Raw genomic sequence first — 13605 nt, forward strand, 5'->3', positions numbered from 1 at the left:
ACTTAAGTAATAATAAATTATTTGTACACATAAGTTTATTATGAAGTATCGAAAATTTATTAGGAGAAACTATGAAAAATGAGTTTATATTAAATGATAAAAAATTTAGAGCGTTTTGCATATATAGGCTGCTTTTTGGAATAAGCTACAGCATTATGATACCAATAATACCACTATTCTTTAAGTCAATAGGAATGGAAACTGTAACTATAGGAATGGTAATTTCATTATATGGAGTAAGTAAGACAATAATGCAAATTCCCTTTGGAATTGTCTGTGATAAAATAGGGGATAAATTAACTCTAAAGTTAGCTTTATTGTTAATGGGGTTAGTACCTATTGGCTATATATTATCAAATACAAGCCTTCAGGCAGGAAGCTTATATGTTATTCAAGGTGCTATTCTTGGAATGGCAGCACCTGCAACTTATTCAGTACTTGCTAGGACATTGAATGTTAAAAGAAGAGGAGAGTGTACTGGCCTTGCTTCAGCAGTGTTTACTTTAGGTGGGGGAATAGGTGCTGCAATTGCAAGTTTTATATTAACAAAGTTAAATAACTTTAGTATGGCATTTAATATATCATCTCTTGGAATATTTTTTACATTAATATATGTAATCATTAGAGTTAACAAAGTAAAACCTATGAAAAATAAAGATAATAAGAAAGAGAGTATAAAGGAAATTTTATATGAAATAAGAAGAAGAGAATTTGTTTGTAAAATTATTATTTTATCAAGTAGTGCATTTTTAGGAGATTATATTTATTCTTGTGTTGTAGCATTAATTCATTTTTATGGACAAGATGTACTTCATGTATCAACGTCTTATACTTCTTCCATTATATCAGTATACTTATTAGTTTTTGGATTAGGTGCGCCAATAGCAGGATGGGTTAGTGATAAAATAGGAAATAAAAAGCAATTATTATATTCTTTTTTTACTATGAATTTTACATTGTTAGGTCTTATTATAACTAGAAATGTAACTATATTTACTATAATAATTATATTGTACTTCTTGGGTGCAACATATTTAAATGCTTCTGTACAAAGCTGTCTTTCGGAATTTGGATCATATCCTAAAATTAAAGGTTTTGTTTTTGGAGTTGTGGGGGCATCAGAGTCACTTGGATATGCAGTTGGACCACTGGTTTCATCTTATATTTATGAATATAATAAAAATTATTTATTTTTAGGTTTATTAATGGTATCTATTTTTATTACTGCAATTTATGTGGTTTTATTCAATAAATCAGGAATATAAAAATATTAACTAAAAGAAAAATCAATATGAAATAATATTAGAGTATAAAAAAGCTATAGTGATAAATAATAAAATAAACTGACTTCTTAACTTTAGATAGGGATTTAACTTCATTTGAAGTTTAGAATTTGCTATCTATAGTAGGTTATTATGACTAGTCAGCAGATAAAGTCTTCCTTATAATCAAAGGGGTTTATTATGAATATAAAAAACAATATATTATTCACTAAAAAAGAGCTTTTATATTTTTGCATTCAAAGGTTTGCTTTTGGATTTAGTTATAGTTTAATGATACCAATAATACCTTTGTATTTTAATTCATTAGGAATAAGCACATTAATTATAGGTGCAGTTATGTCATCTTATGGTTTTGCAAAGGCTTTAATACAAATACCATTTGGAGTTGTTACAAATAAAATTGGGGATAAATTATTACTAATAATATCATTTATATTTATGATACTTTCCTTAGCTACATTATCAATTGTAAGAAGAATAAGCATATTTACAATAGCTATTATTATATATTTTTTAGGTGCAACATTTTTAAATTCAGGATTACAAAATTCACTTTTAAAGTTTGGAGAAGATAAGAAAAGTGAAGGAATTGTATTTGGATTTGTAGGTGCATGTGAAGCACTTGGATATGCAATTGGACCCTTAATATCATCATATGTTTATAATTTAAGTAAGGTATGGCTTTTTCCAGGGTTATTAATTTTTACTATAGGAGTATTTGCAATTTTTATAGTATTAAAAAAGAAAGCCTTTAACATAAAAAATTCCTAAATTTTAATTTAGGAATTTTTTTTTATATTAATAGTATTATATAATGAAGCATTTACTATGTTATTTATGAAGGTAAACTGATTTAAATAAGACTTATGGGAGGTGAAAAAGATTAGTGAATTAATAAAACTTTATATAGAAAGGTATGATTTCTTTTTAAAGTTAACATTAGAACATTTAAAAATTTCAGGAATTTCTATAATAATAGCAACTCTTATAGGTGGAATTTTAGGAATATTAATAAGTGAATACAAAAAAACATCAACATTAGTCTTATCCATAACAAACTTTCTTTACACTATACCATCAATATCTTTACTTGGTTTTTTGATTCCCTTTTCAGGAATTGGGAATACTACAGCAATTATTGCACTTACTATATATGCGTTACTACCTATGATTAGAAATACTTATGCAGGAATTGATAATATAGACAAGTCGATTATAGAATCAGCTAGAGGAATGGGAAGTACGGAATTTCAAATATTATATAAAATAAAAATTCCATTAGCAACAACAGTAATTTTAGCAGGTTTTAAAAATATGGTTGTAATGACTATAGCACTTGCTGGTATTGCATCATTTATAGGGGCAGGAGGTCTTGGTATTGCTGTATATAGGGGAATAACAACAAATAACCAAACCATGACTATAGCAGGAAGTTTATTAATTGCATTATTAGCTTTATTATGTGATTTAATTATTGGAGGTATAGAGAAAATAATAAAAAGAAAGTGGAGGTTATAAAGGTGAAAAAGAAGGGAAAGGTATTAATATGTATTTTGGCAATTTTACTAATTATTATTCCAGTAGGATGTTCTAAGAAGAGTGAGACCATAAAAATTGCTACAAAACCAATGACAGAGCAGTTTATATTAGGCGAAATGTTAAAGCTAATTATTGAAGAAAATACAAATTTAAATGTAGAAATTACAAAAGGAATAGGTGGAGGTACAAGTAATATTCATCCAGCTATATTAAAGGGAGATTTTGATATGTATCCTGAGTATACTGGTACTGGTTGGAGTTTTGTTTTGAAGGAAACAGAAATCCCAGATGATGAAACTTTATATAAACAATTACAAGAAAAATATAATAGTGAATATGATTTAACTTGGGTTAATTTGTTTGGATTTAATAATACATTTGGGTTAGTAATAAGAAAAGATTTAGCAGAAAAGTACAATATAAAAACTTATTCTGATTTGGCAAAATATTCAGAAGAGCTTACATTTGGAGCTGAATATGATTTTTATGAAAGAGATGACGGGTTTGATGCTTTATGTGAAGAATATAATATGAATTTTAAAAAATCTGTAGATTTGGATATTGGTCTTAAGTATAATGCAATAAACTCTAAAGAAATAGATGTAATGAATATATTTACTACAGATGGTCAACTTTCAAATTCAGATGTTGTTGTTTTAGAAGATGATAAGGATTTTTATCAAACTTATTATTGTGGCACTGTAGTACGTAATGATACTTTAGAAAAATATCCAGAGTTAAAAGAAGCTATTATGAAGTTAGATAATATTATAAATGAAGAAGAAATGGCCAAGCTAAATTATTTAGTTGAGACAGAAGGACAAGATGAAAGTAAGGTTGCAAAAGACTTTTTAATAGAAAAAGGTTTGGTAAAGTAATCTTTTAAAAAAGGGAGATAATATGGAGGAAAAAAGCATTATAGAAGTCAAAAATATAAGTAAAATATATGGTAATAAAGTAATACTTAAAAATATAAATTTAAAAATTAATAAAGGTGAATTTATAACTGTAATTGGTAGCTCAGGGTGTGGTAAGACTACATTTTTAAAGCTTATTAATGGTTTAATTGAACCAGATGATGGAAAAGTTTATGTAGAAGGTAATGACATCTCAAAAGTAGATAAAATAGCTTTAAGGAGAAAAATAGGTTATGTTATTCAAGAAATTGGCTTATTTCCACATATGACTGTAAGAAAAAACATATCATATGTACCTAATTTAATAAAAAAAGAAAAAAAGGATAGCATTGAAAATAGAGTTAAAGAATTAATAAATAAAGTTGGGTTAAAAGAAGAAATGTTAGATAATTATCCAAATGAACTTTCTGGCGGGCAAAGACAAAGAGTAGGTATTGCAAGGGCCTTGGCAATTAATCCAAATATCATTTTAATGGATGAACCATTTGGAGCTATAGATGAAATAACAAGAAAATTACTGCAAGATGAAATATTAAAAATTTATAAGGAATATAATATGACAATTATATTTATTACTCATGATATTAAGGAAGCATTAAAACTTGGAACAAGGATTATGGTAATGGATAAGGGGGAGTTAATACAAATTGATACACCAGAACAATTGATTAAAAATCCTAAGAATATCTTTGTTAAAGAACTTTTGGGTGATAATAAAATAAGCTAACTTTAATTTATTTATATTATAAGTTCATCGTTATATTTTAAAATACCTTTCATAAAATATACTATGAGAGGGGGTAACATATATATGAAAAATGAAAAGAATAAGATTCCGGATTTCAGAGTAGTTTTTTTAATGTTTGTATTTTTGGGGTTACCTATAATTGTATTTCTAAATTGGCTAACAATAAATAATGAAGTTAGCATACTTATCAAAATGATAACAATTATTATATGTGTATTTTTAATAACAGTATCATATAGAGCTATTAGGTATTTTTTCTTTAAGCATTGTGGAAAAACAAAAATAAATTTGGTTGGTTATATAGTAGTACAATGTGTATCTCTAGTTATTACATTAATTATGATGGGTATAATAGTAGCATGTATACAACTTTTATGAAGTGAATATATAAAATAGTTAGCAGTAGTAGATAAAAATCTAGTACTGCTATTTTCTTTTAGTAGGATAACATAATGTATCAACATAAATTAGTTATCATTTAAATGTATAATAAATTCATCAAGTATTTTTCCTTTTAAATCAATAGCAGATACTTCAATTGTGTTAGGAAGTAAATCCATAACAACAAAATGATATACAGCAATAGGTGGTATTATAACTCCATTCTTACTATTATATTTATTTCGGAGTTTTTCACCAGCACCTCCAGAAATAATTTGATAAATATCATTTTTACCAGATACAACACGACGTGAATAATTATGCTCATGAGATGAAAATACTAATTTAATTTCATATTTATCAACTATTGACCAAAAATCATCCCTACATTTAGGATATAAATCAAGACAATGCCCAAGATGTGCACCAGTAGGAAAAGCTGGTGAGTGAAGAAAAAGTAATTTATTCTTATTACTTTGTTTACATATGTTTTCAAACCATTTTAATTGGTTATTAGTGATTTTATGGATTTCGTTATAATGAAATGAATTAAGAAATATTAATCTATAATTATCAAAGTCAATATAATAAACTGTTTTATTATATTCATCTAAATAATCAGTTACATTAAGATCAGCATAACATTTGCTAAATAGTTTTTCAAAAGTATCATCAGTAGGATTAATATTAACTTCATGATTACCTAAAACAGGAATTAAAGGCTTTGTTTCATAATAACTAGCTACTATGTTTCTAAAATCGTTAAGCTGACTTAATAAGGCATTAGAATTATTACCTCCAGCTACTGAATCTCCTAATATTACAATAAAGTCAGCAGTTGGAGTTATCTAAATAGTTTTATGCATTTTTTATCATCTATTTTATATACGCTTCCTTGAGTACCTTTTCCTAATAGTTGTAGTTCATTTATATTTATATTTTCGTATATTTTCATATTGCACCTTAAAAGAATTAATAATATTAATATATGAAATGAAAAGGATAAGGTTAATATAGAGAAAGAGATATGTTACTTATGTCATGCTAAGAAATATTTACTAAAATTAAGTGAAATGGTAAAATCATATATGAAAATAAAATATGTTCTTTATAATTATCCTATAGGATATAAAAATAGGGGCGAAGTATAAATGAAAGACAGAAAGGTAGGCAGTAAATATGCTAATAAAAAATAGTAAAGTTGCAATTATAGGGGCTGGGAATGTAGGTGTGACTACAGCCTTTTGTTTACAAAATCAGGGGCTTTGTGATGAAATTATATTAATAGATATAAATAGGGATAAAGCATTAGGTGAAGTTCTTGATTTAAATCATGCAGGTGCATTTATGAATAGAAATGTAAAAATAAGTGTAGGAGATTATAAAGATTGTAAGGATGCTGATATTGTAGTAATGACAGCTTCTGCACCTATGGCAATTACAGATAATGATCGTTTAAAAATGTTAGAAAAATCTCAAAACATAGTTAAATCAGTTGTAGATTCTGTAATGGAAAGTGGATTTGAAGGGATTTTTATCGTAGTATCTAATCCAGTTGATATTATGACTTATTATACATGGAAAATATCAGGTCTTCCGAAGAATCAAGTTATTGGAAGCGGAACAACTTTAGATACAGCTAGACTTAAATATTACTTAGCAAAACGTATAGATGTTGATCCAAGAAGTGTTGAGGCATTTGTTATAGGAGAACACGGTGATAGTGAGCTTGTATCTTGGAGCACTGTTACAGTAGGCGGAAAAGATTTTGAAAGTATTGTAAGAGATAATAAAGAGAGAGTTGGGGTAGAACCATATGATTCTCTTGAAGAAGAAACTATTAAAGGGGGATGGGAAATATTCCATAAAAAAGGAAACACATCTTATGGGATTGCAGCATCTGTAGCTGGAATAGTAAAAACTATTTTACATAATGAAAATAGAATCTTACCAGTATCTACTTTATTGTCTGGAGAGTATAATGAACATGATATTTTTATAAGTGTGCCAGCAATAATTGATCGCCAAGGAGTAAAGGAAATTGTTGAATTAAATTTAACAGAAGAGGAACAAAGAAATTTCGATAATTCATGTAAAATAGTACGTGATAAATATAAAGAGCTTAATTTTTAGTATTTGGTTATTCTAGAAGTTAAAGAAAATTATAGAAATAAATATGTTTTATATAAAAAAGAAATCTTAGCTGAAAAAAGCAACTAAGATTTCTTTTTATTTATAAATATTATCTAATTATTGTATAACTCATATAAACTATATAAATTCCTACTAAAATAATGCCATGTTTTTTTAATAGAGAATAATCTTTTTTCATAAATAGATATAATAGTATTGTTATACATAACATAAAAATAATATCTATTAATGCTAAAGTACTAATTGTTATTGGGGAAATGAAAGTAGCTAGCCCTAAAACTAGTAATATGTTAAATATATTTGATCCAATTACATTTCCAATTGCAATTTCAGTTTCACCTTTCTTTATTGCAACTATAGAAGTAACAAATTCAGGTAATGATGTTCCAATAGCAACAATAGTTAAACCAACTAAATTTGCACTCATACCGAATAAAGTTGCAATGGAAGTAGCAGAATCAACAACCATATCTCCACCTATAACAATACCTAAAATTCCTATTACACTTAAAATAACAGTTTTTAATATTGGAGTTTGTGTAGTAGTATCACTTTCAGCTAAGGCAATTTCATTATCAGATGAACTATCTAAATTTGTTGCAGATTTGGCCATTTTAACTGTGGAATATAAAAAGTATACAAAAACAATTAATAATATTAATCCTTCAATTCTGCTTATATATTTATTAATTCCAAATACTAAAAGCAAACCACTTACAATTAATAAAAAAGGTGTATCCTTTTTTATTGTATTTTTTTGTACAGGTAGCTTAGATATTAGTGAAGAAACACCAAGAACTACAAGAATATTAAAAAAGTTTGAACCAACTACATTAGCTACGCTCATATCGTTTTGCCCAGATAATGAAGATGTAATACTTACAGCAGCCTCAGGAGCACTTGTCCCCATTGCAACTATGGTAAGTCCTATTATCATTGATGGAATATTAAATTTTCTTGCTATAGAAGCAGCTCCATCAACAAATAAATCAGCTCCTTTTATAAGAAAAAAGAAACCTATAATTAAAAGAATAAATGACATAGTATATCCTCCAAAAATTTGATAAAAATTATGTGCTAAATAGAAAGATATCATATGAAAGGTAAAGTTACAAATTTTTTTTATGATTAAACTTAAAAAATAATATTTTTTCTTATCTTATGAGGTTTGATTTTATATAACTTATATAAAGGGTTAGTTTATGAATACATAGATTATTTTATAAAGGTAGATTTTATAATTAATAAGTTTTCATAAGTTTGTTTTAGTATACTAATTAAAGGCAAAAAAAATAGAGATCGTATTTATAAATTTTACAGACTACTAATACTATTTATTAGAGGTCTGTAAAATCTATTTTTAATTTAAATTAGATAATTATCTAGTAACTTCATCAACTATAAAAGCTGGTATAGTCATTTCGGCACCTAAAACTGTGGTATAAGTCATATTACCAGCAGATGAACCTTTAAAGTATATATAGTCATTTTCTAATAAAGTTTCAGTTTTTATGCTATCATCAATTTCAACTAGCATTATAGTATCATAGTTTCCGTTTATTGCTACTCTGTATTGAGTATATCCATTACCATTCATGACTTGAATAATTTTACCTTCGAATTGACCTAGTGTTCCGATTTTACCCTCTCTAGCTATGTCTTCCCAAGTTAGACCAGTTTCATATTTATGAGCTTCAGCTTCTTTAGCAGCGGCTTCTTCTTGTGCTTTCTTTTCAGCAGCAGCCTTTTCTTCAGCCTCTTTTTTTGCTTTTTCCTCAGCTTCTTTTTGGGCCTTTTCTTGCGCAATTCTTTCTTCTTCGGCTTTACGTTCCTCTTCTTTCATTTCAAACCAAGGAGCAGCTTCTTCTACCTTTTTTGTAAGGAGTGAGTTTTCTTCCTCTAAGTCTTTAATAGATTTTTTTAACTCAGTTACTTTTTCATTAAGTGATTCACCATATTCCTTGGAGCTTTCATAGAGAGAATTTAAAGTTTTGTATTCTTCAGTTCCTTCTACAGGTGTTGAAAAAATAACGTTTACAATTAGTGCTAAAACAAAACCTAAAGCTATTAATCCTAATCTTTTAGAATAAATAATTACTACATTTAAGAAATCTTCTTTAGTAGCTCCGATAATCCAATCTGTGAAATCTTCTTTTATTTCACTAAATTTTTTCATATTAACCTCCAAGTAAGTGCTAATAGAGTATATGAAAATACATATAAAATAATTCATTTTGAGAATACTTATAAAATATATAAATCAAATATTTTTAAGAAAATGATTACAAAATGTGTTGACAAACATATACGTACAAGTTATTATTGATACATAGACAAGATGTACGTACAGGTTGTTGATAGCGTAGGACAATAATATGCGTACAGGTCATTATGTTAGGAGGTAAAAAGATGGGAAAGTATATTGATGACTCAAAAGCATTACTAGAATACGTTGGCGGAAAAGAAAACATTAGTGCAGTTACACATTGTGTAACTCGTATGAGATTTGTATTAAAGGATACAAGTAAAGCAGATAAAGAAAAAATAGAAGCATTAAAATGTGTAAAAGGAACATTTATTCAAGCTGGACAATTCCAAGTAATAATTGGAAATACAGTTACTGATTTTTACAATGACTTTGTAAAGGTTTCTGGTATTGAAGGAGTAAGTAAGGATAGTGTTAAAGATGCAGCTAAATCAAATATGAGCTTTATTCAAAAGTTAATGGCAAATTTAGCAGAGATATTTTCACCACTTATTCCAGCAATTATAGTTGGAGGTCTTATTTTAGGATTTAGAAATATCATAGGTGATGTAAAGTTCTTCGAAGATGGAACAAAAACATTAATTGAAATATCACAATTTTGGGCAGGAACTTATAGTTTCTTATGGCTAATAGGTGAAGCGATATTCCACTTCTTACCTGTAGGAATCGTATGGGCAATTACTAAGAAGATGGGAACTACTCAAATACTTGGTATAGTATTAGGTATTACATTAGTATCACCACAACTTTTAAATGCATATGCGGTATCAGGTGGAGCTGATATTCCATTCTGGGATTTTGGATTTGCTAAAGTTAATATGATTGGATATCAAGCACAAGTTATTCCAGCGATATTAGCAGGGTTTGTATTAGTTTATTTAGAGAAATTCTTTAGAAAAATATCACCAGCTGCAATTTCAATGATAATAGTGCCATTCTTTGCATTAGTACCATCAGTACTTATAGCACATACAGTACTTGGACCTATTGGTTGGAAAATTGGAGATATGATTTCAACAGTTGTTTATTCAGGATTAACTTCATCATTTAGTTGGTTATTTGCAGGTATATTTGGATTTGTTTATGCTCCATTAGTTATTACTGGTTTACATCACATGACAAATGCAATTGACCTTCAATTAATGTCACAAGTTGGTGGTACATTATTATGGCCAATGATTGCTTTATCAAATATTGCTCAAGGATCAGCTGTACTTGCAATGATATACTTACAAAGAAAAAATGAAGAAGAAAAGCAAGTTTCAATACCAGCATGTATTTCAGCATATTTAGGTGTAACAGAACCAGCATTGTTTGGTGTTAACTTAAAATATGGATTCCCATTTATTTGTGGAATGATTGGTTCAGGTATTGCAGCAGTAATATCAGTAGCAACAGGAGTTATGGCAAATGCAATTGGTATAGGGGGTATTCCTGGAATACTTTCAATTCAACCTCAACATATGTTAATGTTTGCTGTAGCTATGGTAGTAGCAATAGTAATTCCATTTGTATTAACAATAATTGTTGGAAGAAAAAAATTAGGAAATGCATCAGTAGATGCTAAAGTAAAGAAAGCTGCTTAATAAAATATAAAAAATTATAAAAGGATGATATATGAATAGTATAAAATTACTAGGCATATATCGTCCATTATTTGCTAGATAGAAGGAGATAGTTAAAATGAAAGATTTTAGAGAAAGTGTAGTTTATCAAATATACCCTAAGTCATTTAATGATTCAAACGGAGATGGAATTGGAGATATAAACGGAGTAACAGAAAAATTAGATTATTTAAAAGAACTTGGTGTAGATTATATATGGTTAACTCCTGTTTATGTATCTCCTCAAAAAGATAATGGATATGACGTTGCAGATTACTACAAAATAGATCCAAGAATGGGGACTATGGAAGATTTCGATAATCTTGTAGAGGAAGCAAAAAAAAGAAATATTGATATTATGTTAGATATGGTATTTAATCATACTTCTACTGAACATGAGTGGTTTAAAAAAGCTTTAAAAGGTGATAAGAAGTATAAAGATTTCTATATATTTAAGGAAGGGAAAAATAATGAACCTCCAACTAATTGGGTTTCAAAATTTGGTGGTAATGCTTGGGAGTATGTAGAAGAGTTTAATGAATATTATCTTCACTTATTTGACGTTACACAAGGTGATTTAAATTGGGATAATGAAGAAGTAAGAAGTGAAATTTATAAAGTAGTAAACTTTTGGTTAGATAAAGGGGTAAAAGGCTTTAGATTAGATGTAATTAATCTTATTTCAAAGCCAGAAGTGTTTGAAAGTGACAATATAGGTGATGGAAGAAGATTTTATACTGATGGACCTAATATTCATAAGTATTTAAAAGAACTTAATAAAAATACATTTGGTAAGTATGAAGATATAATTACAGTTGGAGAAATGTCTTCAACATCAGTAGATAATTGTATTAAGTATTCAAATCCTGAAGAAAAAGAACTTTCAATGGTGTTTAATTTCCATCATTTAAAGGTTGACTATAAAAATGGTGATAAGTGGACAATGATGGATTTTGATTTTAAGATGTTAAAAGATATATTCAAACAATGGCAAGAGGAAATGCAAGAGGGTAATGGATGGAGTGCAGTATTTTGGTGCAATCATGATCAACCTAGAGCAATATCTAGATTTGGAAATGATAAAAAGTATCATAATGAAAGTGGTAAAATGTTAGCAACAACTATTCATATGATGAGGGGAACTCCTTATATTTATCAAGGTGAAGAGTTTGGAATGACTAATCCTTACTTTGATTCAATAGAAGAATATAGAGATGTTGAATCTATAAATTATTATAATATATTAAAAGAACAAGGTGAAACTGAAGAGGATATTTTAGAAATATTAAGATCAAAATCAAGAGATAATTCAAGAACTCCGATACAATGGAATAGTAAAGAAAATGCAGGGTTTACTGTAGGAACTCCATGGATACCAGTTAGTAAAATGTATAAAGAAATAAATGCGGAAAAGGCATTAGAAAATAAGGATTCAGTATTTTACCATTATAAAAAGTTAATATCTTTAAGAAAAGAATATGATGTTATTTCAAAAGGTAATATAGAAATGATATTAGAAGAACATAACAAAGTATTAGCTTATACAAGAAATTATGAAAATAAAACTTTAGTAGTTTTAAATAACTTCTATGGTGAAGAAACAATGGTAAAATTACCATCAGAATTATTATGCAATGAATATAAAGTAAATACATTAATATCAAATTATTCAAATTCTAGAAAATTAAAGGAAGAAATAATACTTAGACCATATGAGTCAATAGTTTATTATATTGAGAAATAGTAGATATTTATGATAAAATAACTATGGTGATGAAATGGATAAGAAGTATTTAAATATATATAACATTATAGTTAATAAAATTGAAAGTAAAGAATATGTAGCAAATGATAAATTACCTTCTGAAAAGGAATTAATGGATGAGTATAATGTCTCAAGGGATACTGTAAGAAAATCTTTAAATATGCTAGAACAAAATGGATATATTCAAAAAAGTAAAGGAAAAGGTTCATTTGTTTTAGACATAAATAAGTTTAATTTCCCAGTTTCAGGTGTAGTTAGTCTTAAAGAGCTTAGTGAAAAGTCAGGAAGGGCTATTGAAACAACAGTTGAGGCTTTAGAGTGTATTATTCCTAAAAAAAACATTTCAAAAGGGCTTGAGATAAATGAAGATGAGAAAGTATGGAGAATAGTAAGAGCAAGAACTATAGATGGAGAAAAGGTAATATTAGATAAGGATTACGTAGTTCAAAAATTTGTAGAAAATCTTACTGAAGATATATGCAAGAATTCTTTATATGAATATGTTGAAAATGTGTTAGGATTAAAGATAGCATATGCAAAAAAAGAAATAACAGTTCAAAATGCTTCAGAGGAAGATAAAAAGTATTTAGATATGAAGGGCTTTGATATGATAGTAGTAGTTAAAAGCTATACATATTTAGATGATACAAGTTTATTTCAGTATACAGAGTCAAGACATAGGCCAGATAAATTTGTATTTGTAGATTTCGCAAGAAGACATTAATAAAAAGGTGCACTTATAAATTGATACCTATAGACTAGACACTTATAAAAAAGTGTTTAAGTTTATAGATATCAGTTTACATCAGTGCACTTTTTTTTATTAATTAATTAATAAATATATTTATTTAACTATTAAATAATTTGAATTTTCATGTAGGTAATAAAATAAATACTATAATTTTGGTGATATTTTTCGGGTATTTAAAGTAAAAGGTTAATATTATA

Annotated in this window: 12 protein-coding genes and 1 pseudogene; 10 read left to right on the forward strand and 3 right to left on the reverse strand. The window is 27.4% G+C overall.

Going from position 1 to position 13605, the window contains the following annotated elements; translation table 11 throughout:
• The first annotated feature begins 71 nt into the window (after positions 1–71).
• The 6 genes from TY07_RS08700 (at position 72) to TY07_RS08725 (ending at position 4865) form a co-directional block, all read left to right on the forward strand.
• Positions 72–1265 carry an MFS transporter gene (locus tag TY07_RS08700; protein WP_042398216.1) on the forward strand — a complete coding sequence of 398 codons (1194 nt, stop codon included), beginning with the start codon at positions 72–74 and terminating at the stop codon, positions 1263–1265.
• Positions 1266–1463: 198 nt separating this feature from the next.
• On the forward strand, positions 1464–2054 hold the full coding sequence (locus TY07_RS08705) for an MFS transporter (protein ID WP_052330660.1): 591 nt from the start codon (positions 1464–1466) through the stop codon (positions 2052–2054).
• A gap of 102 nt (positions 2055–2156) precedes the next feature.
• Positions 2157–2801: an ABC transporter permease gene (locus TY07_RS18570; RefSeq protein WP_042398219.1), complete on the forward strand. Its 645-nt coding sequence runs from the start codon at positions 2157–2159 to the stop codon at positions 2799–2801.
• A gap of 2 nt (positions 2802–2803) precedes the next feature.
• Positions 2804–3700 carry a glycine betaine ABC transporter substrate-binding protein gene (locus tag TY07_RS18575; protein ID WP_042398221.1) on the forward strand — a complete coding sequence of 299 codons (897 nt, stop codon included), beginning with the start codon at positions 2804–2806 and terminating at the stop codon, positions 3698–3700.
• A 22-nt stretch (positions 3701–3722) separates the two neighbouring features.
• On the forward strand, positions 3723–4466 hold the full coding sequence (locus tag TY07_RS08720; protein ID WP_042398223.1) for an ATP-binding cassette domain-containing protein: 744 nt from the start codon (positions 3723–3725) through the stop codon (positions 4464–4466).
• Positions 4467–4550: 84 nt separating this feature from the next.
• On the forward strand, positions 4551–4865 hold the full coding sequence (locus tag TY07_RS08725) for a hypothetical protein (protein ID WP_042398224.1): 315 nt from the start codon (positions 4551–4553) through the stop codon (positions 4863–4865).
• A gap of 329 nt (positions 4866–5194) precedes the next feature.
• Here the strand turns inward: TY07_RS08725 and TY07_RS18885 are convergent.
• Positions 5195–5716, reverse strand: a pseudogene (locus tag TY07_RS18885) (metallophosphoesterase family protein); the annotation flags it as partial.
• Positions 5717–6047: 331 nt separating this feature from the next.
• Between TY07_RS18885 and TY07_RS08730 the strand changes: the two are divergent.
• A complete protein-coding gene (locus tag TY07_RS08730; RefSeq protein ID WP_042398226.1) occupies positions 6048–7001 on the forward strand; it encodes an L-lactate dehydrogenase in 954 nt (317 codons plus the stop codon).
• A 109-nt stretch (positions 7002–7110) separates the two neighbouring features.
• Here the strand turns inward: TY07_RS08730 and TY07_RS08735 are convergent, their stop codons facing one another.
• A complete protein-coding gene (locus TY07_RS08735) occupies positions 7111–8064 on the reverse strand; it encodes a calcium/sodium antiporter (protein WP_042398229.1) in 954 nt (317 codons plus the stop codon).
• A gap of 336 nt (positions 8065–8400) precedes the next feature.
• Positions 8401–9198, reverse strand: coding sequence for a hypothetical protein (locus tag TY07_RS17260; protein ID WP_052330661.1), 798 nt, complete (start codon positions 9196–9198; stop codon positions 8401–8403).
• Between the two features lie 233 nt (positions 9199–9431).
• On the opposite strand from TY07_RS17260, the gene treP reads away from it, so the two are divergent.
• The 3 genes from treP to treR all read left to right on the forward strand — a co-directional run bounded on the left by treP (position 9432) and on the right by treR (position 13381).
• The gene (gene treP, locus TY07_RS08745) at positions 9432–10874 is read left to right on the forward strand and encodes a PTS system trehalose-specific EIIBC component (RefSeq protein ID WP_042398232.1); all 1443 of its coding nucleotides are present in this window, start codon (positions 9432–9434) and stop codon (positions 10872–10874) included.
• Positions 10875–10971: 97 nt separating this feature from the next.
• Complete coding sequence (gene treC / locus TY07_RS08750) at positions 10972–12636, forward strand: alpha,alpha-phosphotrehalase (RefSeq protein WP_042398235.1); 1665 nt, start codon at positions 10972–10974, stop codon at positions 12634–12636.
• A gap of 34 nt (positions 12637–12670) precedes the next feature.
• A complete protein-coding gene (gene treR, locus TY07_RS08755; RefSeq protein ID WP_042398237.1) occupies positions 12671–13381 on the forward strand; it encodes a trehalose operon repressor in 711 nt (236 codons plus the stop codon).
• Positions 13382–13605 lie beyond the last annotated feature (224 nt).

This window comes from Clostridium saudiense (assembly GCF_000577815.1).
Classification (GTDB): Bacteria; Bacillota; Clostridia; order Clostridiales; family Clostridiaceae; genus Clostridium; species Clostridium saudiense.